This is a genomic window from Streptomyces dryopteridis, assembly GCF_049606955.1.
Classification (GTDB): Bacteria; Actinomycetota; Actinomycetes; order Streptomycetales; family Streptomycetaceae; genus Streptomyces.
The window spans coordinates 5482737-5509412 of the sequence record NZ_CP187113.1; the positions used below are offsets into that span (position 1 = coordinate 5482737).

Genomic DNA, 26676 nt, shown 5'->3' on the forward strand with positions numbered 1-26676 from the left:
TGGCCTCGCGAGTCGTGAGGCCAGTCGCAGAGGAGAAGCTTCATCCGGGTGGCCCAGGTGTTGTTTTTAACAGACAAATTAAGGCGAACAACCAACAGTTTGTTTGTGCTCGCACCCTAAAGCAAGACAACACCAGTTGTGAACGCTGATGGCGCGGCAGAAGCAGAAAAGCCAACCCCGCGTACGCGGGGACGTGGGCCAAGGCCAACCACCACCAAGGGTCATCCCTGCGTGCGCGGGGAGAGGCTCGGTATGGTCCCAATCTAGCGTGGGGACTCATGCGAATGCGGCGCATTACCGAAACGCGCCGGGACCCGGAGGCCAGTGGCCGTCCGGGTCCCGGGGTTCAGAGCTCAGAGCGTCGCTGTTCGGTCAGGGGGTCAGCAGGCGCCCTGGTCCTGCCAGACGCCCCAGTCGCCCGTGGTGCCGGGCTCCTCGTTCTGGGTCCACCACTTGGCCTTCCAGTTGCGGCCCTTGTGGGAGACCACGGTGCCGCTGTTGTAGACCGAGCCCGCTGCGTAGGCCGGGTTGGTGCAGGTGCCGCCCGGCGGGGTGGTCGGGGGCGTGGTGGGCGGGGTGGTGGGGGGAGTGGTCGGCGGGGTCGTGGGCGGGGTGGAGCCGCCGCCCGGCTGGACCGTCGTGGTGCCGCGGGCCAGGTCGCCGGCCAGGGCGTAGGTGGTGCCCGAGATGTTCACCGTCCAGTTCGACGGGGTCGAGACCGGGAGGTAGTAGTTGAAGGCCAGGTCGACGGTGGCGCCCGGGGCGAGGGTCTGCCAGGCCGGGAGCTTCAGGGAGACGCGGTTGAAGTCGCCCTTCAGGCCGCCGACGTTGCTGCCGGTGTGGCCGCTGCTGATCACCTTGGTGTTGAAGCCGGACTGGTCCGAGGCGTTGTTCGGGGCCGAGGTCGAGTAGTCGAACTGGAACTCGGTGCCGCCGGGCAGCGTCGCGGTGGTGTTGTTGGTGATCTTGACCTTCGGGGTCAGCGGGTAGTTGGAGTCGCCGAGCTTGAACTCGGTGACGTCCACCTTGATGTCCACGGCCTGGGTCGGCAGGGTGGAGCCGGCCTTCTTCGCGCCGTACGGGGTCGCCGCCTTGAACTTGTCGTACATGACCGAGGTGAGCGTGTCGCCCATCTCGTACTGGCCCTTGGTCGCGTTCCAGGCGTAGTCGCCGGCCAGCTCCCAGACCATCGTGCCGCCGATGCCGCGGTCGACCACGTAGTCGGCCTTGGCGGCCACGGACTGCTCGTCCTCGGTGGAGAGGAAGACCTTCTTCTGCGCGTTCCACAGCCACGGCGCGACCAGGGTCGAGTCGTACTTGCGGGCGTAGGTGCCGGTCAGGGTGGTGTTCGCCGGGAAGCCGTACTTGGCGAGGTAGTCGCCGACGACGCCCTTCTCCAGGTTCTTCGCGTGCCACATCGGGTTCGAGCCGGCGGGGGCCTCGTTGCCGGCGTCGTCCTTGTCGTGCCACAGGTTGTCGATGCCGACCGCGCCGTCACCGCACTTGGTCAGGCCCGCGCCGACCGGGCAGGTGGTGGCGCTCGCCTTGCCCCAGAGGCCGTCGGTGCCGCCCTGCACGTTCTTGTGGCCGCGGGTGTAGTACGGCAGGCCGATGTTGATCCGGCCGGCCGGCATCGAGCCGCGGAAGTAGTGGTAGGCCCAGTCGGTGTTGAGGTAGCCGATGCCGCCGTACTGCGCGCTGCCGTAGACGCCGGCGGCCGCGAGTTCCGCGTCCTTGCCGTCGTCGAAGAGGGAGGCGTTGGGGCCGACGTACTCGTTCCAGGCGCCGTGCAGGTCGTAGGACATGATGTTGACGTAGTCCAGGTACTTCTGCATCTGGTACGTCTCCATGCCGCGCAGCAGGTACCCGGAGGACGGGGCGGCCACGGTCAGCATGTAGTGCTTGCCGTCGGCGGCGCCGGCCGCGTCGAGCTTCTCGCGCAGGGTCTTCATCAGGGCGTCGTAGCCCTTGACCAGGCCGGCGCGGCGCGGGTTGGCGAGGGACCAGTCGAGCGGGTTGCCCGCGTCCTTCATGGAGGTCGCGTACTCGTAGTCGATGTCGACGCCGTTGAACCCGTACTTCTTGACGAAGGCGACGGTGGAGTCGGCGAAGGTGTTGATGCCCGCCTGGTTGACGCTGTTGTCGGCGTTGGTGGCCAGCGAGTAGAAGCCGCCGGAGTTCACGCGCTTGCCGTCGTCGCCGAAGTAGCCGCCGGTCTCGGCCCAACCGCCCACGGAGACGAGGGTCTTGACGTTCGGGTGCTGCTTCTTGAACTTCGTCAGCAGGTTGAAGTGGCCCTTGTACGGCAGGGCCGGGTCCATCTCGGCGCCGGCCACGCCGGGCCAGGTCATGCCGGTGGCGGCGTTGTTCGGGCCGTCGGAGCCGACCGAGATCTTGTTGTCCCCGCCGATGTGGGCGAAGGCGTAGTTGATGTGGGTGACCTTGTCCCACGGGATGTTGTTGGCCAGGTAGGCGGGGGTGCCGTCCTTGCCGGTGCGCCACCCGGTGAAGTAGCCGATGACGCGGCGCTGGTGGTCGGCGCCCATCTTCTCGCGGCCCTCGGTGTCGTAGACCGAGCAGTAGGGGACGTCGACGCCGGGCGTCTTGTACATGCCGTCGGGGCGACAGGACTCGTTGTCGGCGGCGTGCGAGACGCCGGCGGTGAGGCCGCCCACGAGGAGTGAGGCGACGGCGGCGCCGGACGCGAGCAGCATGGCTCTGGTCCGGGTCGTGGTGCGCGTGGGGGACGACATTCTGCCTCCTGGGGAGGGGAGGAAAGGGCAGGAACACGGCGTGCTGAAAAGAGGGACACAACAGGTGTGCGGTGACGCGTGTGGCGCTGTTCGGCCCGTGACGTGCACGTCGGCGGGACCGGCTCCCTGGGGAATGTGAAGGGAACATTAAGAGGACTAGACCAACCCGTCAATAGGTCTGGACCAAAGGCGTCACGGGGTCGAGCGAGGCTTCGGGCGAGCCGCGAGGGAGGGGTCGGACCCGTCCGGTTTCGGGCATGTTCGTGACAGGGCGCAGGCCGGCCGAAACGTGCCGGTCCGGGCCCCGCCCGCATCCCGATCCCGTCGCGAACCGGGGCATTGGGGGGTGATTCGTGCGCGATTTCGAGGTTCGGGCGGTCGCGCGGCGGGTTTCCGGCTTGAACGCGGCTTGAATCACCCTTGCGTGTGACCCAGGCCACATGTGGTCACTCGCATGGCCGCTGATCGACCGTGGCACACTGGCGATGTACCAGCAGCAGCGCACTCCGGGGTCGGTGTAATTCCGAACCGGCGGTAAAGTCCGCGACCCGGCCACCTCCAGTGGTCGGTTGATCAGGTGAAATTCCTGGACCGACGGTGAAAGTCCGGATGGGAGGCAGTGCGCGGCGGGCCGGTGCGCGGACTGCCGCCCCTTTCGGTCGGAAGGCCCGTGTACCCGCGAGTCGCAAAGACCGCGGGCACCCGTGTCGATCCACCGTCTTCCCGGGCGAACGACCCCGCGCATCCGCGTCCGCTTCCTCTCTGTCGCGTCCCGACAGACCCCCGGAGTCCGTGCCCGACGAGGCAGGAGGACCTCCGTGGCCGGCTCCACCGACGCGACCGCACCCCGCGACCCGCGCACCCCGTACGACGACGAGAGCGCCATGCGCCGCGCCGTCGCCCTCGCGGCCCGCGCCCTCGGCCACACCAGCCCCAACCCCGTCGTCGGCTGCGTCCTGATCGCCCCCGACGGCACCCTCGTCGGCGAGGGCCTGCACGAGCGCGCCGGCGGCCCGCACGCCGAGGTCAACGCCCTGCGCGCCGCGGGCGAGGCCGCCCGGGGCGCCACCGCCTACGTCACCCTGGAGCCCTGCGACCACACCGGTCGCACCGGCCCCTGCTCCCGCGCCCTGATCGAGGCCGGCGTGGCCCGCGTCGTGTACGCCGTGCCCGACCCGAACGAGCAGGCCGCGGGCGGCGCCGCCACCCTGCGCGCCGCCGGGATCGAGACCCGCGCCGGCCTGCTGCGGGACGAGGCCGAGGCCGGGAACGCCGCCTGGCTGACCGCCGTCCGCCGCGGGCGTCCCCACGTCACCTGGAAGTACGCCGCCACCCTCGACGGGCGCAGCGCCGCCGCCGACGGCAGCAGCCGCTGGATCAGCTCCGCCGACTCCCGCGCCGACGTGCACCGGCTGCGCGCCGAGGCCGACGCCGTCCTCGTCGGCTCCGGCACCCTGCGCGCCGACGACCCGCACCTCGCCGTCCGCGACCTGCCCGGCGCCCGCCAGCCCCTGCGCGTGGTCCTCGACACCCACGCGGGCGTCAAGCCCGGCGCCCGGGTCCTGGACACCGCGGCCCCCACCCTGATCGCGGTCGGCCCCGACGCCGACACCGACCACCTGACCGGGCCCGACACCGGGCACGTCGAGGTGCTGCGCCTGCCGCTCGGCCCCGACGGACGCCCCGACCCGGCCCGACTGCTCGCCGAGCTGTACGCCCGCGACGTGCGCTCCGTCCTCCTGGAGGGCGGCCCCACCCTCGCGGGCGCCCTCCTCGCCGCCGGCCTCGTCGACCGCGTGATCGGCTACCTCGCCCCCGCCCTCCTCGGCGCGGGCCCCGCCGCCCTCGGCCCGGCCGGCGTCACCACCGTCGCCGACACCCTCCGCCTCGACCTCACCGAGGTCACCCGAATCGGCCCCGACCTGCGCGTCACCGCGACGCCCCGCACGGTCGCGGCCCGCACCACCCCCGTCGTCCCCACCACCACCGCCCCCAAGGAGCACTGAGTGTTCACCGGAATCGTCGAAGAACTGGGCGAGGTCACCGCCGTCGAGCAGCTCGCGGACGCCGCCCGCTTCCGCCTGCGCGGCCCCGTGGTCACGCAGGACGCCAAGCACGGCGACTCGATCGCCGTCAACGGCGTCTGTCTGACCGTGGTGGAGACCGGGAACGACGAGTTCACCGCCGACGTCATGCACGAGACCCTGCGCCGCAGCAGCCTCGGCGACCTGGCCCCCGGCTCCCGCGTCAACCTGGAGCGCCCCATGGCGCTCGGCGGCCGGCTCGGCGGACACCTCGTGCAGGGGCACGTGGACGGCACCGGCGAGATCCTCTCGCGCACCCCCTCCGAGCACTGGGAGCTGGTCCGGGTGGGCCTGCCCGCCCACCTGGCCCGCTACGTGGTCGAGAAGGGCTCCATCACGGTGGACGGCGTCAGCCTCACCGTGGTCGAGGCCGCCGCCGACTCCTTCACCATCAGCCTCATCCCCACCACCCTGGCCCTGACCACGCTCGGCATCAAGCAGCCCGGCGACCCGGTCAACCTGGAGGTCGACGTGCTCGCGAAGTACGTCGAACGCCTCCTCGCCGCCGGCGTGGACCCCCTCACCCCCGCCCCCACCGAGACCCCCGAGGAGAGCGCCCGATGAACGCCCTGGGCTGGCTGAACGCCGAGGCGTTCACCGTCTTCCACCAGAAGGTCATCTGGTCCGACATGATCGGCAACCTGATGGGCCTGGCCGCCCTCGCCCTCGGCTGGCGCCGCTCGATATGGACCTGGCCCGCGCAGCTCGCCTCCGGCGCCATCCTCGTCACCGCCTACGCCTCCGCCCACCTCGCCGGCGGCGTCGGCAAGCAGCTCCTCGTCATCGGCGTCGCCGCCTGGGGCTGGGCCATGTGGCGCCGGGGCCGGCAGCAGGCCCAGGACGGCTCCATCGCGGTGCGCACCGCGACCTGGAAGGAACGCGGCCTGCTGATCGGCGGCGCGGCCGCGGGCACCCTCGCCGTCGGCGGCCTGTTCTCCCTCTACCCCTCGCTGTCCTGGTCCCCCTGGGCCGACGCCTACATCTTCGTCGGCACCCTCGCCGCGATGGTGGCCCAGGCCCGCGGCCTGGTCGAGTTCTGGTTCGCCTGGCTGCTCGTCGACCTCGTCGGCGTCCCGCTCGCCTTCACCTCGGGCCTGGCCTTCTCCGGCCTGGTCTACGTCGTCTACTTCGCCCTGGTCCTGTGGGGCGCCCACGACTGGTACCAGCGTTCGCGCACCGCCCCCGCCCCCGCCCAGACCCTGGAAGGAGCCACGGCATGACCACCGCGCACCGTTCCCCCCGCCCGGCGACCGAGACCGACCTGCGCCTGGACCCGGTCGAACAGGCCATCCGCGACATCGCCGCCGGCCGCCCCGTGGTCGTCGTGGACGACGAGAACCGCGAGAACGAGGGCGACCTCGTCATCGCCGCCGAGAAGGCCACCCCCGAGATCATCGCCTTCATGATGAGCGAGTGCCGCGGCCTGATCTGCGCCCCGCTCGAAGGCGAGGAGCTCGACCGCCTCGACCTCCCGCAGATGGTGCGCGCCAACACCGAGTCCATGCAGACGGCCTTCACCGTCTCGGTGGACGCGAGCGCCGCCCACGGCGTCAGCACCGGCATCTCCGCCGCCGACCGCGCGACCACCCTGCGCCTGCTGGCCTCCGGCGACGCCGAGCCCGGCGACTTCGTCCGCCCCGGCCACGTCTTCCCGCTGCGCGCCCGCCCCGGCGGCGTCCTGGTCCGCCCCGGCCACACCGAGGCGGCCGTGGACCTCGCCCGCCTCGCGGGCCTGCGCCCGGCCGGCGTGATCGTGGAGATCGCCGGCGAGGACGGGGTCATGCTGCGGCTGCCCGAACTGGTGCCCTTCGCCCGCAAGCACGGCCTGACGATCATCTCCATCGAGGACCTGATCGACTACCGGCGGGCCGCCGAACCCACCGTGCGCCGCGAGGCCACCGTCCACCTGCCCACCGCCCACGGCGAGTTCACCGCCCACGGCTACCGCTCCACGGTGGACGGCGTCGAGCACGTGGCCCTCGTCCACGGCGAGGTCGGCGACGGCGACGACGTGCTGGTCCGGATGCACTCCGAATGCCTGACCGGCGACATCTTCCACTCCCTGCGCTGCGACTGCGGCCCCCAGCTCCAGGCCGCCATGGAACGCGTCCGGGAGGCCGGCCGGGGCGTCATCGTCTACCTGCGCGGGCACGAGGGCCGGGGCATCGGCCTGCTGTCCAAACTGCGCGCCTACGAGCTCCAGGAACGCGGACGCGACACCCTGGACGCCAACCTCGAACTCGGCCTGCCCGCCGACGCCCGCGACTACGGCGCCGGCGCCCAGATCCTCGCCGACCTCGGCGTCCGCTCGGCGCGCCTGATGACCAACAACCCCGACAAGACCGAGGCCCTGGTCCGGCACGGGATCGTGGTCACCGGCCGCGAGCCGATGCCCGTGCAGGCCGGCGAGCACAACGCCCGCTACCTGCGCACCAAGCGCGACCGGATGGGCCACGACCTGCCCTGGCTGGACGCCCCGGTGGCCGGCTCCACCTGCGCCAACCAATAGCCACATCCGCACCACCGCAGCACCCCGCACCACCCCGAACCACCCGAACCCGGAACGACGAGAAGCACCGAGGAGAACTGTGAGCGGCAAGGGCGCACCCGTACTGAGCGTGAAGAACTGCGGCGACCTGCGCGTCGCGGTCATCGCGGCCCAGTGGCACGAGAAGGTCATGGACGGGCTGGTGGACGGCGCCCTGCGCGCCCTGCACGAGCTCGGCATCGACGAGCCCACCCTGCTGCGCGTCCCCGGCAGCTTCGAACTGCCGGTGGTGGCGAAGGTCCTCGCCGGACGGGGTTACGATGCCATCGTCGCCCTCGGCGTGGTCGTCCGAGGCGGCACCCCGCACTTCGACTACGTCTGCCAGGGCGTCACCCAGGGCCTGGTACAGGTGTCCGTCGACACCGGAGTCCCCGTCGGCTTCGGCGTACTGACCTGCGACAACGACGAGCAGGCACTGGACCGCGCGGGCCTTGAGGGCTCCAGCGAGGACAAGGGGCACGAAGCGGTCACCGCCGCCGTCTCCACGGCCATGACCCTGCGCACCGTCGCCGAACCCTGGCGCTGATCGACGCCCCGGGACCCCGTATTCTGAGGACCATCATGGCGAACAAAACCTTCGAAGAGCTCTTCGCGGAACTCCAGCTCAAGGCAGCGAGCGGCGACGCCGCGACCTCCCGCACCGCCGAACTCGTCGGCAAGGGGGTCCATGCCATCGGCAAGAAGGTCGTCGAAGAGGCCGCCGAGGTCTGGATGGCCGCCGAACACGAGGGCAAGGACGCGGCCGCCGAGGAGATCTCCCAGCTCCTCTACCACGTCCAGGTGATGATGATCGCCCGGGGCATCAGCCTCGACGACGTCTACGCCCACCTCTAGAGCGGGTCCCACCGCACCGCACCCACGCGTCACCGGGCGGGCCCGGCCCCCGGGCCGCGCGCCCGCCCGCGCACTTCCCGTTCCCGTCACCACGCACCGAAGGAAGACCTCATGCTGCGCATCGCCGTCCCCAACAAGGGTTCACTCTCCGGACCTGCGTCGGCGATGCTCCATGAGGCCGGCTACCGGCAGCGCAAGGAGTCCAAGGAACTCGTCACCGTCGACCCCGACAACGACGTGGAGTTCTTCTACCTGCGCCCCAAGGACATCGCGATCTACGTGGCCTCGGGCAAGCTCGACATCGGCATCACCGGCCGCGACCTGCTGCTGGACTCCGGCGCCGACGCCGAGGAGATCCTGCCGCTGAACTTCGGCCGCTCCACCTTCCGCTACGCCACCAAGCCCGGCACCGCCAACGGCCCCGAGGACTTCGGCGGCATGACGATCGCCACCTCCTACGAGGGCATCGTCGCCAAGCACCTCGCCGACCAGGGCATCGACGCCGCCGTGGTCCACCTCGACGGCGCCGTCGAGACCGCCATCGAGCTCGGCGTGGCCCAGATCATCGCCGACGTGGTCGAGACCGGCACCTCCCTGCGCAACGCCGGCCTGGAGGTGATCGGCGAGCCCATCCTGAAGTCCGAGGCCACCGTGATCCGACGGCGCGGCGCCGACACCGAGGACCCCAAGGTCGGCCAGTTCCTGCGCCGCCTCCAGGGCGTCCTGGTGGCCCGCAGCTACGTGATGATGGACTACGACTGCCGCGCCGAACACCTGGAGAAGGCCGTCGCCCTCACCCCGGGCCTGGAGTCCCCGACGGTCTCCCCGCTGCACAACGAGGGCTGGGTCGCCGTGCGCGCCATGGTCCCCGCCCGCGACGCCCAGCGGATCATGGACGACCTCTACGAGCTCGGCGCCCGCGCCATCCTCACCACCTCCATCCACGCCTGCCGGCTCTGACCCACCCCGCGCCCGCCGACCCGCCCCGGCCACCCCGGGGGCGGCCCGGCGGGCGCGGCGGCGTACCGTACGAGACGACAGCCAGGCCCGTCCGACCCCCGCGGTCGGCCCGGGCCCCGGCACCCGGCGTCCGCGACCCGGCACGCCCGGCACGCCCCGCACGTCCGACAGAAGGCACCACGATGGCCGAGACCACCACCCAGCCCGCCGGCCCCACCGTCCTCCCGGTCACCTTCCGACCGACCCGGACCCGGGTGATCCTGCTGAGCGTGGGCGCCGTCATGTTCGCGACCATCGCCTTCATCGCCCTCGGCCTGGACCGGCTCGACCCCGGCGAGCGGATCAGCTTCCTCTTCGTCGGCGCCCTGCTGACCTCCGTGCTCGTGCTGCTCTCCCGCCCGAAGGTGACCGCCGACGCCGACGGGGTGACGATCGTCAACCTGACGACCACCCGTCGCCTCCAGTGGGCGCAGATCCTGCGCGTCAACCTGCGTCCCGGCGACCCCTGGGTCTTCCTCGACCTCAGCGACGGCACCAGCCTCCCCGTCCTCGGCATCCAGCCCGGCGTGGACCGCGCCCGGGCCATCGCCGACGCCCGCGCCCTGCGCGCCCTCGCCGACGGACACGGCACCGGCCCCGCCGACCGCTGACCCGCCACCCGTCCGGCCCCCTCCCGCCCCCGCCGCGCACCCCCCGGCGGGGCCCCCGCGACGCGCCGCGACACGCCGCGCCCCGCCGCCGGCCCCCCGCCACCCCGCGCGGCGTGTCGGCCCACCGGCCACTCGACCGTGCCATTGCGACACGGACCCCAGTGACTACCCTGGTGCCCGGGACGGCCCCCGGGCCGCGCCCCCGCACCACAGCCCCGGCTCCTGCCGGCCGAGGGTTCCGACGACCAGAGGAGTGACTCCCTCCAGCAATGGACGGATCGTCCGGTAGTACCCGCGCCGCCCTCTTCCCGGAGGCGGCGGCATGACCATCCCGCTACTCCTGCTCCTGGCGGCGTTCGCCCTGATCCTCGCCAACGGCTTCTTCGTGGCCGCCGAATTCGGCCTCGTCACGGTGGAACGCCCCGAGGCCGAACGCGCCGCCGCCGAAGGCGACCGCCGCGCCCGCACCGTGGTCGCGGCCCTGCGGGAGCTGTCCTTCCAGCTCTCCGGCACCCAACTCGGCATCACCCTGACCTCGCTGGTCGTCGGCATGCTCGCCGAACCGGCGCTCGCCGCCCTGCTCGCCGGCCCGCTCACGGCCACCGGCCTGCCCCCCGGCGCGGTCTCCGGCGTCTCCGTGGTCGTCGGCATGCTCGCGGCCTCCGCCGTGCAGATGGTGATCGGCGAACTGGTCCCCAAGAACTGGGCGGTCTCCCGCCCGCTCCAGGTGGCCCGGTTCGTCGCCGGCCCGCAGCACGCCTTCTCCCGACTCTTCCGCCCCCTGATCGCCGGCCTCAACGCGGTCGCCAACCGGCTGGTGCGCGCCCTGGGCGTGGAACCCACCGAGGAACTGGCCTCCGCCCGCACCCCCGGCGAACTGGTCTCCCTGGCCCGCCACTCGGCGCAGGCCGGCACCCTGGAGCAGGACACCGCCGACCTGTTCGTGCGGACCCTCTCGCTCGCCGAACTGACCGCGCAACACGTCATGACCCCCCGGGTCAAGGTCAGCTCCCTGCACGCCTCGGCCACCGCCGCCGACGTCCTCAACCTCACCCGCGCCACCGGCCTGTCCCGGTTCCCCGTGCACACCGGCCGGATCGACGAGATCACCGGCGTGGTCCACCTCAAGGACGCCCTCGCGGTGCCCGAGGCGGACCGGGCCCGGGTCGGCGTGGCCGCCCTGTGCGTGCCCGCCCTGCTGGTCCCCGAGACCCTGCCGGTCCAGCCGCTGCTGGAACGGCTGCGCAGCGAACAGCCGATGGCCGTGGTCGTCGACGAGTACGGCGGCACCGCGGGCGTGGTGACGCTGGAGGACATCGTCGAGGAACTGGTCGGCGAGGTCCGTGACGAACACGACCTGGCCGACTCCGCCGGCCCCGAACTCGCCGCCGGACCCGCCGAGGACGGCCGCCCCTCCTGGGAGGCCGACGGCAGCGTCCGCGTGCACACCCTGCGCCGGATAGGACTGGAGGTCCCCGAGGGCCCGTACGAGACCGTCGCCGGTCTCGTCGCCGACCTCCTCGGTCGGATCCCCGCCCCCGGCGACCGCGCCGAACTCCCCGGCTGGCGGCTCTCCGTGCGCCAGGTGCGCCGCTACCGGGCCGAACGGGTCCGGCTGGTTCGCACCGTCCCGGCGCCCGCCCCGCACCCCGCGCGGTCCGGGCCCCGCCCCGAGCCGGCCGGCGCCCCCCGGCCCGAGGCCGCGGCCGGTCCCCGGACCGGGTCCGTGCCCGAGGCCCCGCGCCGCGTCACGGCGGGAGCCGCCCGATGAGCGCCGCCCAACTCCTCTTCGCCCTCCTGCTCGTCCTCGGCAACGGCTTCTTCGTGGCCGCCGAGTTCGCCCTGGTCTCGGTCCGCCGCAGCCAGATCGAACCCCTCGCCGCGGACTCGGCCCGGGCCCGCCGCGTCCTGTACGGGTTGGAGAACCTGCCCCGGATGATGGCCGCCGCCCAGTTCGGCATCACCGTCTGCTCCCTCACCCTGGGCGCCGTCGCCGAACCCACCGTGGCCCGGCTCCTGGAACCCGTCTTCCACGCCGCCCACGTGCCCGAGCCCCTGATCCACCCCCTGGGGTACGCGGCGGCCCTGGCCGCCGTGGTCTTCCTGCACCTGGTCATCGGCGAGATGGTCCCGAAGAACCTGGCCATGGCCGCCCCGGAGCGGGCCGCGCTCTGGTTCAGCCCCGGCCTGGTGGCCTTCGCCCGGGTCTGCGGACCCGTCACGAAGGCCCTCGGGGCCTGCGCGGCCCTCGTGCTGCGCCTGTTCAAGGTGGAGCCCAAGGACGAGGTCGAGGCCGTCTACACCCGGGCCCAGCTCGGCCGGCTGGTCCAGGACTCCCGCCAGGCCGGGCTGCTGGCCCCGGCGGAGCAGGAACGGCTGGAGGACGCCCTCGAACTCGGCAGCCGCTCCGTGCGCGAGGTGCTGCTGCCCCGGGACCGGCTGGTCACCGTCGGGCCCTCCGTCACCCCGCGGGCGGTGGAGGAACTCACCGTCCGCACCGGATACTCCCGCTTCCCGGTCCGCTCCGAGACCGGCGCCTTCATGGGCTACCTGCACGTGAAGGACGTGCTGGACCTGGAGGACCGGGACCGGGCCGTGCCCCAGCGGGTGTGGCGGCGGATGCCCACCCTGTGCGCGACCCTGCCGCTCGACGACGCCCTCGGCGTCATGCGGCGCGACGCCACCCACCTGGCGCAGGTCACCGAGGTCACCGGCGGCCGGGTCCTCGGACTGGTGGCGATGGAGGACGTGCTGGAGATGCTCGTGGGCGAGGTCCGCGACCCCGCCCACCGCGTCCCCACCCCGTGACCCGACCCGTCCCGACCCGACCCGCTCCGTGACCCGACCGGCCCCGGACCCCGCCCCGACAGGGGGGGCCGGGGCCGGTCGCGTGCCGCGCGGACGGGTCAGAACGCGGGCGGGTCCGTGCGGCCGGGGTCGCGGTCGCCGGGGCCGCGACCCGACAGCACCTCGCCGTACGCCTGCATCAGGTCCGGCAGCCGCAGCGTCGCGAGGTCCTCGCGGCTCGGGTCCCCGCCGCTGCCCGCGAGCCGCAGGTCGCGGTAGGCGCAGGACTTCTCGTACAGGGTGCGCAGGAAGCGGCCGTTGCCCAGTTCGTCGATCCAGCCCTGCTCGACCACGTGCCCGCTGATGCTGCGCAGCTCCTCCAGGGCCTCCTCGTCCCAGCCGTCCCCGTTCGCCCCGGCCACCACCCCGCCGATCGAGGTCAGCTCGACGGGCCGGTAGCTGGGGAAGTCCACGCGGGTGGTGAACCGCGAGGACAGCCCCGGGTTCGCGGCGAGCAGCCGGTCCATGCCGGCCGGGTAGCCCGCCAGGATCACCACGAGGTGGTCCCGGTTGTCCTCGGCGCGCTTCAGCAGCACCTGGAGGGCCTCGTCCCCGTACGCGTCGCCCTTGCTGTAGCCCGAGTTGGACAGGCTGTACGCCTCGTCCACGAAGAGCACCCCGCCGAGGGCCGAGTCGATCAGGTCGTTGGCCTTCACCGCCGTCTGGCCCAGGAACTCGCCCACCAGATCGGAGCGTTGGGCCTCCACGAGATGGTCCCCGCCGAGCAGCCCGAGGGCGTAGAACACCCGCCCCAGGATCCGGGCCACCGTGGTCTTGCCGGTGCCGGAGGGCCCCGAGAACACGAAGTGACGTTTGGGCGGCTGCACCGGCAGGCCCTGCTCGGCCCGCAACCGCGCCATGTGCAACTGCGCCGACAACGCCCGCACCTGCCGCTTCACCGGCTCCAGCCCCACCATCCCCTCCAGCTCGGCCAGCGCCTGCGCCAACAACTCCGGATCGGCCGGCCCCGCGGGCAGCCCCGGGGCCGCGCCGCGCGGACCCGGCACGCCGCCCCGGGAGCGGGCGTCCGGGGCGCTCGGGGCCGGCCGCGGGCCGTGCGGGGGAGCGCCCCAGCCGCCGGGTCCCTCGGCCTCCACCTCCTGCGGGTCGGGCACGGGCGCCCGACCGCCCGGGGGCCCCGCCTGTCCGGGCACCAGCGGGCCCGGCCGCTCGGGCGCCCCGCCGGCCGGCCCCGGGTCCGTGCCCGGCCCACCGGCCGGCCCCGCGCCGCCGCCCGTGCCCGCGCCGCCCGTGCCCGTGCCCGCGCCGCCCGGGGTCCCGCCGCCCGCCACCAGCGCCGGATGGGCCCCGCCCGGGGCCCCCGCGTACCCGCCCGGACCGCCCGGCCCCACCAGCCCGGCCAGACCCGCCAGGCCCGCCATCCCGTCGAGGTCGTCGCTCTCGGCGATCGCCGTCAGCCGCGCCGCCGTGTCCATGAACGCCGGGTCCACCCGGTGCACGGCCCGGTACAGGGGCAAGGCGGCGGCGCTGCGCCCCGTGCCCTCGTACGCCCGCGCCAGCCAGTACCGCAGCTCCTTGCGCTGCGGCTGCTCGCTGCGGCAGCGCATCAGGGCCGTCGCCAGCATCGGCTCGGCCTGCCCGAACATCTCCAGCCGCACCCGTGCCATCCCGCCGAACAGCCCGGACTCGATGCCCAACAACGGGTCGTCCACGAGCGGTTCGGTGTGCCGCACCAACTGCTCCCAGTCCTTGACCAGGTACGCCCGGCAGGCGTGCAGGAACCGCACCTGCGGATCGGTGTCCACCGGCGGCAGCGCGGCCAGCGCCCGGTCCAGCTCCGGCACGTGCCGGCCGTCGAGCCAGTGCGAGGCGTGCGCCAGCAGCAGGTCCCGGCCGCTCTCCAGCACCGGCTGCACCCACCAGCCCAGCCAGTACCAGGAGTTGAGCGTCCGCCGGTGCCGGGCCCGCTGCTCGCCGAACCGGTCCCGGTGCGCGTGCATCCGCAACAGCGCCGTGGTGGTGTCCACGCGCAGCGCGTGCAATCCCAACCAGGCGTCGGCCATGCCCGGATCCAGCCGCACGGCCGTGCGGAACTCCTCCTCGGCCTGCGGATAGGCGCCCATCGTGCAGGCGTCCACCCCGCGCAGCCAGGCGAGTTCGGCGGGGGCGGTCGAGCCGCCCGGTGAGCCGAAGTCCATCACGTCCCCCACAAGCCTGCCCCCGTGGAAATCAGGCTCGCATCGTACCCGCGGTGACCGCGCATACCCAGGGTGTGTCCGCCGCGTGCGGCGCGCGCCGGGACCGAACACGGTGACGGAGTGTCACGCGCGGGGGTGTCGGGGCGCGGGGGCCGCACCGCGCGGCCCGGGGAAGGGGTACGACGAAGCCCCCGGTCACGGGGGAACAACCGGGGGCTTCGTGCCCGTCGCGACCGAAAAGACCGCGCATGGAGAACGTACGGCGGGCCCGACGGGCGGTCAAGCGGCTCCCGAGGGCCGCGCCGGCCGCCCGAGCCGACGCCCCGTCAGGCGTCCCGGAGCCCTTCACTCCGCGTCACCGAACGGCCCTCGACGGGGCTCCCGTCGGCCACGCGAGTCCACTCGTACCCCGCCCCGCCCTGCCGCACCACGAGATCGGCGAAGGGGCGTGAAGGATCGTCGGCGAAGTGCGCGCGCTCGGCGCGCTCCCACCCGTCCCAGAAGGCGGACAACGCGCTCCCGTCCCGCTCCCGCCCGCGCCCCCAGGACAGCTCCCGCGCGGTCTCCATCCACACCAGGCCCGCCAGCGCCGGCCGCAGCTCCCGCCGACCCGCGCCCACCCCCTCCAACAGCACCACCGACGCGGCCGGCAGCACCCGGGCCGGACCCCGGGCCCCGGCGTGCCAGTCGTACGGGCGCCAGAGCGCGTCCCGGGCCTCGGCCAGCGGCTCCAGCACCTCGGCCCGCAGCCGCCCGGCCCAGCCGAACAGCTCGGCGTGCGAGGAGATCTCGTCCACGTGGAAGACCTCGACCCCGTGCGCCGGCGGTTCGGGCAGCGCGGCCAGGGCCCGTGCCAGGTGCCCCGCGAAGGTGGACTTCCCCGAACCGGCGTGCCCGTCCACCCCGATCAACCGGGTGCGTCCCAGCGAGGGCGGCAGCGCGGCCAGCTCCCGGGCCATGGGCAGCAGCCCCGAGACGAGGGGGGCGAGGGGCTCGGGCGAAGCGGGGGAGGGGGGTCGCGGGTGCACCCGGCCAGCGTAGGGGGTGGCGACACGCGAGCGCGCAGCGTGGTTCGAGGGCGGCGGAGCTGGGAGTCTGGGCGGGACCGACCACAGATGGGGGTACCGCCGATGACCGCAGCCACTCCGCGCCGCGCCGTCCTCGCCGCCGCGCTCGCCGCCGCCACCGCCGCCGGGGTGCCGGCCTCCGCCGCCGGGGAGCCCGCGCCCCCGCCGCCCGTGGGCGCGGGCGGTGCGCCGGGCGGGCCCCGGCCCACCGGCGTGGACCACCGGTTCTGGTACGACCGGGCCCGGCTCGCCGCCGGCGAACACCGGGGCACCCGGGTCGCGACCGTCGCGGGCCGGCCCGGGATCGTGATCGACCGGGCCGTCGGCCGCGCCCCGTACACCGATCCGCACACCGGCCGTGCGGAGACCTGGGAACACGCCGTGTGGACCTCGCCCGCGCACCGCACGGACGTGGCCGCCACCGAGCTGGTGGCCTCGTGGAACGCCGAGGTCCCGGCCGGGAGTTGGCTGACCGTGGAGCTGCGGCCCACCTACCGGGACGGCGTGGAGGGCCCCTGGTGGACCCTGGGCCACTGGGCCGAGGAGGACGCGGACATCCGCCGCACCTCGGTGGACGGGCAGGGCGACGACCGCGCGGCCGTCTCCACCGACACCCTCGCCGTCAAGGACCCGGCCGGCCCGCACCGGATCACCCACTGGCGCTTCCGCCTCACCCTGCGCCGCCGCCCCGGCAGCGCCGTCACCCCCGTGGTGCGCCTGGTCGGCGCGATGGCCTCCGCCGTCCCCAACCGCTTCGAGGTGCCCGCGAGCAGCCCCGGCAAGGCCCGCGAGCTGGCCGTGCCCCGCCACTCCCAGGAGGTGCACCGGGGCCGCTACCCCGAGTACGACAACGGCGGCGAGGCATGGTGCAGCCCCACCTCGTGCACGATGGTCCTGGAGTACTGGGGCCGCCGCCCGGACCCGGCCCGGCTGGCCTGGGTGCGCCCCGAGTACGACGACCCGCAGGTCTGCGACGCCGCCCGCCGCACCTACGACCTCGCCTACGGGGGCTGCGGGAACTGGTCCTTCAACGCCGCCTACCTCGCCTCCCACCGGGGCCTGGCCGCCGTCGTCGCCCGCTTCGACTCCCTGGCCGCCGCCGAGACCCTGATCGCCGCCGGCATCCCGCTGATCACCTCGCAGTCCTTCCTCGCCGAGGAGCTCACCGGGGCCGGCTACGGCACCGCCGGGCACCTGATGGCCCTGGTGGGCTTCACGGCGGACGGCGATCCGGTCCTCAACGACCCGCACGCGCCGACCAACCCGGCCGTGCGCCGGGTGTACCGGCGCCACGAGTGGGAGACCGTGTGGCTGCGCACCAAGCGTCGCAACGCCGCCGGCAAGACGGTGTCGGGCGGCGGCGGCATCGCCTACGTGTGCGTCCCGGACCGCCCGGCCCCGAGCCAGCTGCGGGCGCTGCGGGCGGTCGGGCTGCTCTGACCGGCAGGGGCTTTCGGCGGGCCGGACCGGGTCGCGCGCGGCGGGGACGGTGACGAAGGTCTCCCCCCGCGAACCGGTTCCGGCCGGCACATTGAGAGGGTTACCGGCGGACCTCGGGGGGACGTCCGACACCACCCGAACCCGTGATGCGAGCCCCCATGAGCACCGAGAGCGCCACCCCGCCCGCCCCGTCCGTCGCCGCCCTCCTGCCGGGTGCCCGCCGCCGCGCCGCCGCGCGCACCGGCGGCCCCGAGGACGAGGGCTCCTCCTGGCTGGAGCACGTGCTCGGCTGGACCCTCGTGGTGGTCGTGGCGATGTTCGTCACCCAGGTCGGCTGGTTCTGAGCCTTCCGAGCCTTCCGAGGCGGACCCGCGCGGCTCAGGCCGCGTCCAGGCGCAGGCCCTCGGTGCGGATGGTGTCCGCCGTCACCAGGGCCTGTTCCGCGCTCACCTTGGTCATGAACACGAACGGCGGGATCACCGGCGGCGCGGGCAGCCCGTCCGGGCTGAAGGTCACGCACACCAGTCCCTCGATGCAGCCGCTGAACCGGGTCAGGTAGAGGGTCACCTCCCCGGTCAGCTCCAGCGAGTCCGCGGCCAGCCCGTAGCGCCCCGGATCGGCGTCCCGCGTGCCGAGCCGGTAGTCCCGCAGCGAGGCCGCCCGCATCCGCAGCACGAGCACCCGCAGCGGCCCGTCCGCCGTCTCCACCTCCGTCACCCCGGCCAGCGCGAAGCCCCGGGGGGCGAACAGGGAGGTGGTGACGGTGGGCGGGACCCGCGGCGCCCGCGGGGTCCCGGGGGCCGGCGCGGCGTGCGCGGGCCGCGGGCCGAGCACGGAGGCCAGCAGGGCCAGCGCCGGCGGCAGGACCAGCAGGGCCGGACCGGGCCGCCGTCGACGCCGTCCGCGCGCGGGACCCGGGCCCGGCGCGGAGTCGAGGTCGGGGTCGGGGTCCGGGGTCCAGCCGAAGGCCAGCGAGCCGCCCGCGATGCCGAGCAGGGTGCCGATCACGAACCCGCCGAGGTTGGTCACCACGAACGCGACCACCGACAGCAGCACGGCGTGCACCGCCACGTACGCGCGGGCCTGCGGCAGCAGCCACAGGAACAGCCCCGCCAGCAGCAGCGCCGCCCCGATGCCCAGCGCCGCGATCCCCCCGAGCCCCAGGCTGATCAGGATCGGCAGCGGGGAGAGCGGCACGAGCAGCAGCTCCGCCCCGGCCAGCAGCACCAGCAGCCCGCCCCAGAACGGCCGGGTCCGCCGCCACGCCCGCAGCCGGGCCCGGGGGCCCGGCCACGGCAGGACGGCCTCGACCCGGGCCCCGAGGGCCGCGCGCAGGGCCCGCCCCCCGCCGGCCGGGGCCGCCGCGACCGGGCCCACGACCGGCTCGGGCGGCACGGGCACCGGCTCGGCCTCGGGGCGGGGCGCGGTGTCCCGGTTCGGGGCTACGAGGTCCGGGGCGAGGTCCGGGGCGGGGTCCGCCGGCCCGGCCCGCCGCGCGGGCCGGGGGAGCGACGGGCGCGGGCGGCGTTCGCGACGGTAGCCGCGCCCGTGCGCCCCCGGCCCGCTGTCGCGGGTGCCGCCGTCCCCGCCGGAACGGCTCAGAAACACGTCTTGCCGCGCAGGTCGACGCTCAGCTTCAGGCCCTTGAGCTTGAAGTCGCCGCCGGTCGCGGCCCACGCGTTCGACTTGACGCCGTTGACCGTGATGTTCCCGGCCTGGAGCCCGAACTTGCCCGCCGGGCCCCGGATCCCCTCCACCGCGTCCAGGGTGGAGGCGTCGCGGCCGATCTGCGCGGTGCCGAACTCCGCGTCGCCGCTGAGGTCCTCGCCGTCGATGACGAGGTTGCTCGCCGTGACCTTCCCGGCCTCGCCGCCCGCCGTCAGCCGGAACACCACCGGACCCAGCGGGGTGCCGACGGTGGCGGACTGGCAGATGTCGTCCAGGGTGGCCTTGCCGATCCCGAGCAGGGCCACGGGATGGCCCGTGCCGTCCACGGCCTTGTCCACCTCCACGTAGGAGGAGAGGCCCGAGGCGGCCAGTTTGGACGAGGAGACCTGGAAGGAGGTGCCGGAGACGGCGAAGGTCGCGGCCAGGGCGCCCTGGGCCATCGCCGTGCCGAGCACGCCCACGGCCAGGACGGCGGGCAGCGCGATCAGGGCGGAGCGGCGCAGGCGGACCCGGCCGGTGGTGGCTGTCATGTGTGGTGCCTCCCGTACGTCGTGTGGTGCGCGGGGGAGTGCCGGTGCGGAAGTGACGAACCCGGGGCGGGTGCCGAGACCCCGTCCGGTGCCGATCGAGGATCACTCGCGGGGGTGGTGGGGCGCGGGACGGGCCCGCTCCGTCCCGTCGAGGCTAGGGCGCTATTTGAATTTGCGTCAACAGTGCTGCACGGCCGTGGTTCCGGCGGTCCGGGGCCCTTCCGCGCGTCGATCATGAGGGCGGAGCCGAGGGGAGCGGATCGCGGAGAGTGATCGGCGACCAGTGACAGGAGCCCCCCGATCGGCCATACTCGTGCCGCCGCAGCCCTGATCGCGCCCGCCTCCGTGACCCGGACGGGCAGCATCGGCTGTGAGAGCACCGTGACCGGCGGCGTGCCCCACCCCGCGCGCCGTCGCCGTGCCCGATCAGGGAGGAGAGCGAGGCCATGACCGACCGCGCCGCGCAGCAAGTGGACCGGGAACTGCCCACGGAGGAGGCCCGCGACCTGCTCGCGCTCGTCCGGGAGATCGCGGACCGCGAGATCCGCCCCCGGGCCGCCGAGGAAGAGGAGGCCGGCCGCTTCCCGCGCGAGCTGTTCACCCTCCTGTCCGACTCCGGACTGCTCGGGCTGCCCTACGCCGGCGAGCACGGCGGCGGCGATCAGCCCTACGCCGTGTACCTCCAGGTGCTGGAGGAGCTGGCGGCGGCCCGGCTGACCGTCGGCCTCGGCGTCAGCGTCCACTCCCTGGCCTGCCACGGCCTCGCCGGGTTCGGCACGAAGGAACAGCGGGCCGAGCACCTGCCCGCGATGCTCGGCGGCGGCCTGCTGGGCGCCTACTGCCTCTCCGAGCCCGCCGCCGGCTCCGACGCCGCCTCGCTGACCACCAAGGCGGTCCGCGACGGCGAGGACTGGGTGCTCACCGGCACCAAGGCATGGATCACCCACGGCGGGGTCGCCGACTTCTACACCGTCCTCGCCCGCAGCGGCGGCCCCGGCCCCAAGGGCATCACGGCCTTCCTCGTGCCCGGCGACGCCCCCGGCCTGTCCGCCGCCGCCCCCGAGCGCAAGATGGGCATGAAGGGCTCGCCCACCGCCCAGGTCCACTTCGACGGGGTCCGGGTGCCGGACTCCCGCCGACTGGGGGAGGAGGGCCAGGGGCTGACCCTGGCGCTGGCCGCCCTCGACTCGGGCCGGCTCGGCATCGCCGCGTGCGCCGTCGGCCTCGCCCAGGCCGCCCTGACCGAGGCCCGCGCCTGGATGACCGACCGGCGCCAGTTCGGCCGCCCGATCGGCGACTTCCAGGGCCTGCGCTTCCTGCTGGCCGACATGGCCACCAAGGTCGAGGCCGGTCGCGCCCTCTACCTCGCGGCGGCCCGGCTGCGGGACGCCGGCCGGCCCTTCTCCCGCCAGGCCGCGATGGCCAAGCTGTTCTGCACGGACGCGGCCATGGCCGTCACCACCGACGCCGTGCAGATCCTGGGCGGCTACGGCTACACCCAGGACTTCCCGGCCGAACGCCTCATGCGCGAGGCCAAGGTGCTCCAGATCGTCGAGGGCACCAACCAGATCCAGCGCATGGTCATCGCCCGCCACCTGCTGGGCCCCGAGAGCGCCTGAACCACCCCCGGCGCCCGCCGGTCGCAGCCGCCGCCCGTCCCCGCTCCCGGGGGCGGGCGGCGGCGCGTGCGGGGCGGCCGGACGTGCCGAACTGGCAGGGACTGACACGACTCTGGTCCGCGCGGGGAGATCTGACGTACCGTCATCTCTCCCGCGCCCACGCGGCGCCACCCGCCCCGCCCCGGAGGTGTGCACCATGCCCGCGGACCGCCCCATAGCCCTCGACGAGTACCCGATCCACCAGGCCCCGCTCTCGATGAAGCACGTGGTCACCGGCGACCGCAACGCCTACGACCGGTGCATCTTCCACGTCGTCGACCACGCCGGCCGCGCCGTCCTCATCCTCGGCCTCGGCGTCTACCCCAACACCGGGGTCGTCGACGCCTACGCCACCCTGCGCCTGGGCGACGAGCTGATCGCCGTCCGCGCCTCCGACGCCCTCGGCGACGACCGCACGAACCTCACCGTCGGCCCCCTGAGCATCCACGTCGACGAACCCCTGCGCCGCTTCACCCTGCGCTGCGACCCCGACCCCGCCGACCCCGAGGGCCTGAGCTACGAACTCGTCTGGACCGCCGAGTTCCCCGCCCTGTGGGAACCCCACCACACCCAGCACAAGGGCGACCGCCTCACCCTCGAAGGCCGCCGCTTCGTCCAGGCCGGCAACGTCACCGGCCGACTGCGCGCCCGGGGACGGGAGTTCACCCTCACCGCCGAGGAGTGGACCGGCACCCGCGACCGCAGTTGGGGGGTGCGCCCCATCCCCGGCGAGGAACCCGGCCGACTGGAGGCCGAACACCGCACCGAGGGCTTCCACTGGCTCTGGATCCCCGTCCGCTTCCCCGACCGCTTCCTCATGGTCATCGCCCAGGAGGACGCCGACGGGCACCGCACCCTCAGCGGCGCCACCCAGGTCCTCCCCGAGGCCGCCGGCCGCCCCGACACCCAACTCGGCTGGCCCTACACCGAGATCCGCTACGCCCCCGGCACCCGACACCCCCGCTCCGCCGTCGTCCACCTCACCGACCCCGCCCGCAAACCCCTCGAACTCGGCGTCGAGATCCTCGCCTCCTCCCCCCTCGCCGTCGGCGCCGGCTACCCGCCCTCGGCCGACTGGCAACACGGCACCTGGCAGGGCCGGAACTGGGTCGACCGCCGCGTGTACGACCTCTCCGACCCCGCCGCCCACCCCATGGCCGCCTACGGGGTCACCGACCACGCCGCCCGCTTCACCCTCGACGGGCGGATCGGACACGGGATCTTCGAGCACGGCAGCTTCGGCCGGCACGACCCCAGCGGCTTCGCCGACCACACCTCCGTCGCCCCCTGAGCCCCGCCCCCGCCCCCGCCCACGGACAGGAGCACCCATGGCCACGGCCCCCCGCCCCCGCACCACCACCCGGGACCCCGAGGAACTCGCCCGCCGTCTCACCCGCTGGCTCGACACCGGCCCCCTCCCCGGCGCCCGGGTCGAGAACGCGACCGTCCCCGCCTCCAACGGCATGTCCAGCGAGACCGTCCTCTTCGACCTCGCGCACCCCGAGGCCCCCGTCACCGGCTGCGCCCTGCGTCTGGCCGCCGACCCGGCCGCCTACACCGTCTTCCCCCGCTACGACATGGCCCGGCAACACCGCGTGCTGAGCCTGGTCGCCGCCCACACCGACCTGCCCGTGCCGCGCGTGCTGTGGCTGGAGGAGGACCCCGCCCCGCTCGGCGCGCCCTTCTTCGTCATGGCCCGCGCCGAGGGCCGGGTCCCGCCCGACGTCATGCCCTACACGTACGAGGGCAACTGGCTGCACGCCGCCACCGACGCCGAACGCGCCGCCCTCCAGGACGCCAGCGTCGACCTCATCGCCCGCCTGCACCGGCAATTCCCCGCCAAGGAGGCCGAGTTCCTGCTCCCCGAGGGCGCCGGCGACCCGCTGCGCCGGCACGTGGACGCCCAGCGCGCCTACTACGCCTGGGTCGTGGCCGGACTGGCCCCCTCGCCGCTGATCGAGCGGGCCTTCGCCCGCCTGGAGGAACTCTGGCCCACCGACCCCGGCGAGCCCGTCCTGAACTGGGGCGACGCCCGGATCGGCAACGTGGTCTACGACGGGTTCACCCCCGTCGCCGTCCTCGACTGGGAGATGGCGGCCCTGGCCCCGGCCGAGGTCGACCTCGGCTGGACCGTCTACCTGCACCGCTTCTTCCAGGACCTCACGGTCTCCTTCGGCCAGCCCGGCCTGCCCGAGTTCCTGCGCCGCGAGGACATCGAACGGCGCTACGCCGAACTCACCGGCCACACCCCCCGCGACATGGAGTTCCACACCCTCTACGCGGCCCTGCGGCACGCCGTGGTCATGCTCCGCATCGCCTACCGGCAGGTCCACTTCGGCGAGACCGAGGTCCCCGCCGACCCCGATCGGCTGATCCTCCACCACGCGAGCCTGGCCGCCATGATCGAGGGCACCTACTGGTGAGCGGATGACCGCCCGGCCCCGCACGCGGACCGGGCCGCCGGACGGGTCGGTCGACCCCGCCCGGCGGCCCCGGCCTCGGCGTACGGGCCCGCGGCCCCGGGCGCCCCCCTCAGGCGGCCTGACGCAGCTGCGGGAAGAGCGGGGCCGCGGCCCGCACCGGCCGCGAGCCCGGCCCGCCCACGTGCGAGAACGGCTGCGTCCGCCAGTCCAGGCCCTGCGGCAGCGCCAGCAGCACCACCGGCTGCTCGACCGCGCCCGAGGGCGCCGGGGCATCCTCGACGAGCGGCTCCGGCGCGCTCTCGTCCACCGGGCGTCCCGTGCCCGCGCACACGGTCAGGCCGAACGGGTTCCACGGGCTCAGGCAGAGGGCGTGCTGCGGCAGGAACTCCTCGTCGGCGACCAGCGCGATCGCCTGCCCGCAGTCGGGGCAGAGCGCGTGGTGGGTAACGAAGGACTCGGCGTCGTCCCCGAACCCCTCCTCGTCCTCGAACGGATCGAGAGGCTCCGAATCGGCCGTGCCGAAACGCTTGGTGTGCGACATGGGTGTACTCCCCCTTGGGTGGGCCGGGCATACGGTTTCGGCCTCGGCCACAGCAAGCACTTCCCGAAGGGCGCCACGAGTAACCGCGTCAGGCCGGCGTACGCCTGCATACCCCTGTGGCCTTCGTCACATGCCCGCCGCAGGTGCCACTTCCGGCGGACCGGCACTGTGCCGGGGGCGCCCGGGGGCAATAGGTTGTGCGGCTATGAGTGCAATGGAGGAACTGGACCGCCAGATCGTGGATCTGCTCGTACGGGACGGGCGGATGAGCTACACGGATCTCGGCAAGGCCACCGGCCTGTCGACCTCGGCGGTCCACCAGCGAGTACGCCGGCTGGAACAGCGCGGTGTGATCCGGGGCTACGCGGCCGTCGTCGACCCGGAGGCGGTCGGGCTCCCGCTCACCGCGTTCATCTCGGTCAAGCCCTTCGACCCGAGCGCCCCCGACGACATCGCCGAGCGCCTGGCCGGGGTCCCCGAGATCGAGGCGTGCCACAGCGTCGCCGGGGACGAGAACTACATCCTGAAGGTCCGGGTGGCGACCCCGCTCGAACTGGAGGACCTGCTCGGCCGACTGAGGGCCCTGGCCGGGGTCTCGACCCGCACCACCGTGGTCCTCTCCACCCCCTACGAGGCCCGCCCGCCCCGCGTCTGACCCCCCGGTCACCCGCGAACCGTCCCCCGGGGCGCCGACGCCGCCGCCCCACCCCGCCCGCCGCACCGGGCACCTTCCCCGCGCCCCCGCGCGCCGGGCCGACGGACCCGCGTACCGACCCGGCCCGCCGACCCGCCAGACTGTCCCCCATGACCGACAGCGCCACCCCCCACACCCCGCCCGCGGACACCACCGTGCTGCTGCGCGGCGGCGAGGTCCACAGCCCCGCCGACCCCTTCGCCACCGCGATGGTCGTCGAACGCGGGCACATCGCCTGGGTCGGCTCGGAGGGGGCCGCCGACGCCTTCGCCGGCGGCGTGGACCGGATCGTGGACCTCGACGGAGCCCTCGTCACCCCCGCGTTCGTGGACGCCCACACCCACGTCACCAGCACCGGCCTGGCCCTCACCGGCCTCGACCTGTCCGCCGCCGGCTCCCTGGCCGAGGCCCTCGCCGCCGTCGCCGCCCACGCCGCCGCCCGCCCCGCCGACCGGATCCTGCTCGGCCACGGCTGGGACGCCGCCCGCTGGCCCGAACGCCGCGCCCCGCACCGGGCCGAACTCGACGCCGCGACCGCCGGCCGGCCCCTGTACCTGAGCCGGATCGACGTGCACTCCGCCGTCGTCACCACGGCCCTCCTCGACCTCGTGCCCGGGGTCGCCGACCGCGCCGGCTTCGACCCCGTCGCCCCGCTGACCGGGGACGCCCACCACGCCGTCCGCGCCGCCGCCCTGGCCGCCGTCACCCCCGCCATGCGCGCCGAGGCCCAGCGGGCCGCCCGGGCCCGCGCCGCGAGCCTGGGCATCGGCTCCCTGCACGAGTGCGGCGGCCCCGAGATCTCCTCGCCCGAGGACTTCGCGGGCCTGCTCGCCCTGGCCGCGGCCGAACCCGGACCCCGGGTCTTCGGCTACTGGGCCGACACCGACCTCGACCTGGTCCGCGAACTCGGTGCGATCGGCGCCGCCGGCGACCTCTTCGCCGACGGCTCCCTCGGCTCGCACACGGCCTGCCTGCACGGGGAGTACGCCGACGCCGCCCACACCGGCGCCGCCCACCTCGACGCCGACGCCGTCGCCCGGCACGTCGCCGGCTGCACCGAGGCCGGGCTCCAGGCGGGCTTCCACGCCATCGGGGACGCCGCGATCGACGCCGTGGTCGCCGGGATCCGGGCCGCCGCCGACAAGGTCGGCCTGGGCCGCGTGCGGGCCGCCCGGCACCGCGTGGAACACGCCGAGATGATCTCCCCGGAGGCCGTGGCCGCCTTCGCCGAGCTGGGGCTCACCGCCTCCGTGCAGCCCGCGTTCGACGCCCTGTGGGGCGGCCCCGAGGGCATGTACGCCGACCGGCTGGGTCCCGAGCGGGCCGCCCGCCTCAACCCCTTCGCCGCGATGCTCAAGGCCGGGGTGCCGCTCGCGTTCGGCTCCGACGCCCCGGTCACCCCGCTGGACCCCTGGGGCACCGTCCGGGCCGCCGCCTTCCACCGCACCCCCGAACACCGGATCTCGGTCCGGGCGGCCTTCACCGCCCACACCCGGGGCGGCTGGCGGGCCCTGGGACGCGACGACGCCGGCGTGCTGGTGCCCGGCGCCCCCGCCGACTACGCGATCTGGCAGACCGCCGACCTCGTGGTGCAGGCCCCCGACGACCGGGTGGCCCGCTGGTCCACCGACCCGCGCTCGGGCACCCCGGGCCTGCCGGAACTGCTGCCGGGCGCGCCGACCCCGCTGTGCCTGGCCACGGTGGTGGCCGGCCGCGAGGTCTTCGTCCGCGACGCCGGCTGAGCGCGGGGGCCGCGCGCACGGGGTCCGCGGGCGTTCGGGGGACACACGTCCGCCCCCGTGCGTCACGTGCGCCCCGCG

General features: G+C 74.5%; 23 protein-coding genes and 1 riboswitch. Of the genes, 17 read left to right on the forward strand and 6 right to left on the reverse strand.

Annotation, left to right across the window (positions count from 1 at the left end):
* Nucleotides 1–380: 380 nt before the first annotated feature.
* Complete coding sequence (locus ACN20G_RS23715; RefSeq protein ID WP_424214831.1) at nucleotides 381–2753, reverse strand: chitinase C-terminal domain-containing protein; 2373 nt, start codon at nucleotides 2751–2753, stop codon at nucleotides 381–383.
* A gap of 497 nt (nucleotides 2754–3250) precedes the next feature.
* A riboswitch (FMN riboswitch) is annotated at nucleotides 3251–3380 on the forward strand.
* Nucleotides 3381–3637: 257 nt separating this feature from the next.
* Here ACN20G_RS23715 and ribD point away from each other — a divergent pair.
* The 10 genes from ribD to ACN20G_RS23765 all read left to right on the forward strand — a co-directional run bounded on the left by ribD (nucleotide 3638) and on the right by ACN20G_RS23765 (nucleotide 12637).
* Nucleotides 3638–4759, forward strand: coding sequence for a bifunctional diaminohydroxyphosphoribosylaminopyrimidine deaminase/5-amino-6-(5-phosphoribosylamino)uracil reductase RibD (ribD, locus tag ACN20G_RS23720; protein ID WP_424215650.1), 1122 nt, complete (start codon nucleotides 3638–3640; stop codon nucleotides 4757–4759).
* Nucleotides 4760–5401 (forward strand): riboflavin synthase, encoded by a 642-nt coding sequence (locus tag ACN20G_RS23725; RefSeq protein WP_424214832.1) that lies wholly within the window; start codon nucleotides 4760–4762, stop codon nucleotides 5399–5401.
* Nucleotides 5398–6057 carry a nicotinamide mononucleotide transporter family protein gene (locus ACN20G_RS23730; RefSeq protein ID WP_424214833.1) on the forward strand — a complete coding sequence of 220 codons (660 nt, stop codon included), beginning with the start codon at nucleotides 5398–5400 and terminating at the stop codon, nucleotides 6055–6057. The genes ACN20G_RS23725 and ACN20G_RS23730 overlap by 4 nt, the downstream gene beginning before the upstream one ends.
* Nucleotides 6054–7346 (forward strand): bifunctional 3,4-dihydroxy-2-butanone-4-phosphate synthase/GTP cyclohydrolase II, encoded by a 1293-nt coding sequence (locus ACN20G_RS23735; protein ID WP_424214834.1) that lies wholly within the window; start codon nucleotides 6054–6056, stop codon nucleotides 7344–7346. The genes ACN20G_RS23730 and ACN20G_RS23735 overlap by 4 nt, the downstream gene beginning before the upstream one ends.
* Nucleotides 7347–7425: 79 nt before the next feature.
* Nucleotides 7426–7911: a 6,7-dimethyl-8-ribityllumazine synthase gene (gene ribH, locus ACN20G_RS23740; protein WP_424214835.1), complete on the forward strand. Its 486-nt coding sequence runs from the start codon at nucleotides 7426–7428 to the stop codon at nucleotides 7909–7911.
* A gap of 35 nt (nucleotides 7912–7946) precedes the next feature.
* Nucleotides 7947–8219 carry a phosphoribosyl-ATP diphosphatase gene (locus tag ACN20G_RS23745; protein WP_424214836.1) on the forward strand — a complete coding sequence of 91 codons (273 nt, stop codon included), beginning with the start codon at nucleotides 7947–7949 and terminating at the stop codon, nucleotides 8217–8219.
* 111 nt (nucleotides 8220–8330) lie between these two features.
* Complete coding sequence (gene hisG, locus ACN20G_RS23750) at nucleotides 8331–9179, forward strand: ATP phosphoribosyltransferase (RefSeq protein ID WP_424214837.1); 849 nt, start codon at nucleotides 8331–8333, stop codon at nucleotides 9177–9179.
* A gap of 182 nt (nucleotides 9180–9361) precedes the next feature.
* Nucleotides 9362–9829: a PH domain-containing protein gene (locus ACN20G_RS23755; RefSeq protein WP_424214838.1), complete on the forward strand. Its 468-nt coding sequence runs from the start codon at nucleotides 9362–9364 to the stop codon at nucleotides 9827–9829.
* Between the two features lie 322 nt (nucleotides 9830–10151).
* Entirely contained in the window at nucleotides 10152–11600 is a 1449-nt protein-coding gene (locus ACN20G_RS23760) for a hemolysin family protein (protein ID WP_424214839.1), read from the forward strand.
* Nucleotides 11597–12637 (forward strand): hemolysin family protein, encoded by a 1041-nt coding sequence (locus ACN20G_RS23765; protein WP_424214840.1) that lies wholly within the window; start codon nucleotides 11597–11599, stop codon nucleotides 12635–12637. Before ACN20G_RS23760 ends, ACN20G_RS23765 begins: the two co-directional genes overlap by 4 nt.
* 98 nt (nucleotides 12638–12735) lie before the next feature.
* On the opposite strand, the gene ACN20G_RS23770 is transcribed toward ACN20G_RS23765, so the two are convergent.
* Both ACN20G_RS23770 and ACN20G_RS23775 read right to left on the reverse strand, forming a co-directional pair.
* On the reverse strand, nucleotides 12736–14835 hold the full coding sequence (locus ACN20G_RS23770; RefSeq protein ID WP_424214841.1) for an AAA family ATPase: 2100 nt from the start codon (nucleotides 14833–14835) through the stop codon (nucleotides 12736–12738).
* Between the two features lie 326 nt (nucleotides 14836–15161).
* Entirely contained in the window at nucleotides 15162–15794 is a 633-nt protein-coding gene (locus ACN20G_RS23775) for a uridine kinase family protein (protein WP_424215651.1), read from the reverse strand.
* Nucleotides 15795–15965: 171 nt separating this feature from the next.
* Between ACN20G_RS23775 and ACN20G_RS23780 the strand changes: the two genes are divergently transcribed.
* Both ACN20G_RS23780 and ACN20G_RS23785 read left to right on the forward strand, forming a co-directional pair.
* Complete coding sequence (locus tag ACN20G_RS23780) at nucleotides 15966–17342, forward strand: peptidase C39 family protein (protein WP_424214842.1); 1377 nt, start codon at nucleotides 15966–15968, stop codon at nucleotides 17340–17342.
* Between the two features lie 158 nt (nucleotides 17343–17500).
* Complete coding sequence (locus ACN20G_RS23785; RefSeq protein ID WP_424214843.1) at nucleotides 17501–17686, forward strand: SCO1431 family membrane protein; 186 nt, start codon at nucleotides 17501–17503, stop codon at nucleotides 17684–17686.
* 34 nt (nucleotides 17687–17720) lie between these two features.
* On the opposite strand, the gene ACN20G_RS23790 is transcribed toward ACN20G_RS23785, so the two are convergent.
* On the reverse strand, nucleotides 17721–18950 hold the full coding sequence (locus ACN20G_RS23790) for a DUF6114 domain-containing protein (RefSeq protein WP_424214844.1): 1230 nt from the start codon (nucleotides 18948–18950) through the stop codon (nucleotides 17721–17723).
* The gene (locus ACN20G_RS23795) at nucleotides 18941–19540 is read right to left on the reverse strand and encodes a DUF6230 family protein (RefSeq protein WP_424214845.1); all 600 of its coding nucleotides are present in this window, start codon (nucleotides 19538–19540) and stop codon (nucleotides 18941–18943) included. Before ACN20G_RS23795 ends, ACN20G_RS23790 begins: the two co-directional genes overlap by 10 nt.
* Nucleotides 19541–19986: 446 nt before the next feature.
* On the opposite strand from ACN20G_RS23795, the gene ACN20G_RS23800 reads away from it, so the two are divergent.
* From ACN20G_RS23800 to ACN20G_RS23810, 3 genes are all read left to right on the forward strand, one after another.
* Nucleotides 19987–21159: an acyl-CoA dehydrogenase family protein gene (locus ACN20G_RS23800; protein WP_424214846.1), complete on the forward strand. Its 1173-nt coding sequence runs from the start codon at nucleotides 19987–19989 to the stop codon at nucleotides 21157–21159.
* 196 nt (nucleotides 21160–21355) lie between these two features.
* Complete coding sequence (locus ACN20G_RS23805) at nucleotides 21356–22489, forward strand: hypothetical protein (protein ID WP_424214847.1); 1134 nt, start codon at nucleotides 21356–21358, stop codon at nucleotides 22487–22489.
* Between the two features lie 37 nt (nucleotides 22490–22526).
* A complete protein-coding gene (locus tag ACN20G_RS23810) occupies nucleotides 22527–23621 on the forward strand; it encodes a phosphotransferase family protein (protein ID WP_424214848.1) in 1095 nt (364 codons plus the stop codon).
* A gap of 109 nt (nucleotides 23622–23730) precedes the next feature.
* Here the strand turns inward: ACN20G_RS23810 and ACN20G_RS23815 are convergent, their stop codons facing one another.
* On the reverse strand, nucleotides 23731–24162 hold the full coding sequence (locus ACN20G_RS23815; RefSeq protein WP_424214849.1) for a hypothetical protein: 432 nt from the start codon (nucleotides 24160–24162) through the stop codon (nucleotides 23731–23733).
* A gap of 214 nt (nucleotides 24163–24376) precedes the next feature.
* Between ACN20G_RS23815 and ACN20G_RS23820 the strand changes: the two genes are divergently transcribed.
* Together ACN20G_RS23820 and ACN20G_RS23825 are read left to right on the forward strand one after the other, a co-directional pair.
* Nucleotides 24377–24817, forward strand: a complete 441-nt coding sequence (locus ACN20G_RS23820) for an Lrp/AsnC family transcriptional regulator (RefSeq protein WP_424215652.1) — start codon at nucleotides 24377–24379, stop codon at nucleotides 24815–24817.
* Nucleotides 24818–24966: 149 nt separating this feature from the next.
* Nucleotides 24967–26598 (forward strand): amidohydrolase, encoded by a 1632-nt coding sequence (locus tag ACN20G_RS23825; protein ID WP_424214850.1) that lies wholly within the window; start codon nucleotides 24967–24969, stop codon nucleotides 26596–26598.
* Nucleotides 26599–26676: the final 78 nt, after the last annotated feature.

Excerpts from the sequence above, each read along its gene's own strand:
- ACN20G_RS23810 (WP_424214848.1), top strand. The coding sequence starts at position 22,527 with ATGGCCACGGCCCCCCGCCCCCGCACCACCACCCGGGACCCCGAGGAA.
- ACN20G_RS23735 (WP_424214834.1), top strand. The coding sequence starts at position 6,054 with ATGACCACCGCGCACCGTTCCCCCCGCCCGGCGACCGAGACCGACCTG.
- ACN20G_RS23815 (WP_424214849.1), bottom strand. The coding sequence starts at position 24,162 with ATGTCGCACACCAAGCGTTTCGGCACGGCCGATTCGGAGCCTCTCGAT.
- ACN20G_RS23770 (WP_424214841.1), bottom strand. The coding sequence starts at position 14,835 with ATGGACTTCGGCTCACCGGGCGGCTCGACCGCCCCCGCCGAACTCGCC.
- ribD (WP_424215650.1), top strand. The coding sequence starts at position 3,638 with ATGCGCCGCGCCGTCGCCCTCGCGGCCCGCGCCCTCGGCCACACCAGC.
- hisG (WP_424214837.1), top strand. The coding sequence starts at position 8,331 with ATGCTGCGCATCGCCGTCCCCAACAAGGGTTCACTCTCCGGACCTGCG.
- ACN20G_RS23715 (WP_424214831.1), bottom strand. The coding sequence starts at position 2,753 with ATGTCGTCCCCCACGCGCACCACGACCCGGACCAGAGCCATGCTGCTC.
- ACN20G_RS23760 (WP_424214839.1), top strand. The coding sequence starts at position 10,152 with ATGACCATCCCGCTACTCCTGCTCCTGGCGGCGTTCGCCCTGATCCTC.
- ACN20G_RS23755 (WP_424214838.1), top strand. The coding sequence starts at position 9,362 with ATGGCCGAGACCACCACCCAGCCCGCCGGCCCCACCGTCCTCCCGGTC.
- ACN20G_RS23775 (WP_424215651.1), bottom strand. The coding sequence starts at position 15,794 with ATGGCCCGGGAGCTGGCCGCGCTGCCGCCCTCGCTGGGACGCACCCGG.
- ACN20G_RS23805 (WP_424214847.1), top strand. The coding sequence starts at position 21,356 with ATGCCCGCGGACCGCCCCATAGCCCTCGACGAGTACCCGATCCACCAG.
- ACN20G_RS23800 (WP_424214846.1), top strand. The coding sequence starts at position 19,987 with ATGACCGACCGCGCCGCGCAGCAAGTGGACCGGGAACTGCCCACGGAG.
- ACN20G_RS23780 (WP_424214842.1), top strand. The coding sequence starts at position 15,966 with ATGACCGCAGCCACTCCGCGCCGCGCCGTCCTCGCCGCCGCGCTCGCC.
- ACN20G_RS23765 (WP_424214840.1), top strand. The coding sequence starts at position 11,597 with ATGAGCGCCGCCCAACTCCTCTTCGCCCTCCTGCTCGTCCTCGGCAAC.
- ACN20G_RS23745 (WP_424214836.1), top strand. The coding sequence starts at position 7,947 with ATGGCGAACAAAACCTTCGAAGAGCTCTTCGCGGAACTCCAGCTCAAG.
- ACN20G_RS23820 (WP_424215652.1), top strand. The coding sequence starts at position 24,377 with ATGGAGGAACTGGACCGCCAGATCGTGGATCTGCTCGTACGGGACGGG.
- ACN20G_RS23730 (WP_424214833.1), top strand. The coding sequence starts at position 5,398 with ATGAACGCCCTGGGCTGGCTGAACGCCGAGGCGTTCACCGTCTTCCAC.
- ACN20G_RS23825 (WP_424214850.1), top strand. The coding sequence starts at position 24,967 with ATGACCGACAGCGCCACCCCCCACACCCCGCCCGCGGACACCACCGTG.
- ACN20G_RS23795 (WP_424214845.1), bottom strand. The coding sequence starts at position 19,540 with ATGACAGCCACCACCGGCCGGGTCCGCCTGCGCCGCTCCGCCCTGATC.
- ACN20G_RS23785 (WP_424214843.1), top strand. The coding sequence starts at position 17,501 with ATGAGCACCGAGAGCGCCACCCCGCCCGCCCCGTCCGTCGCCGCCCTC.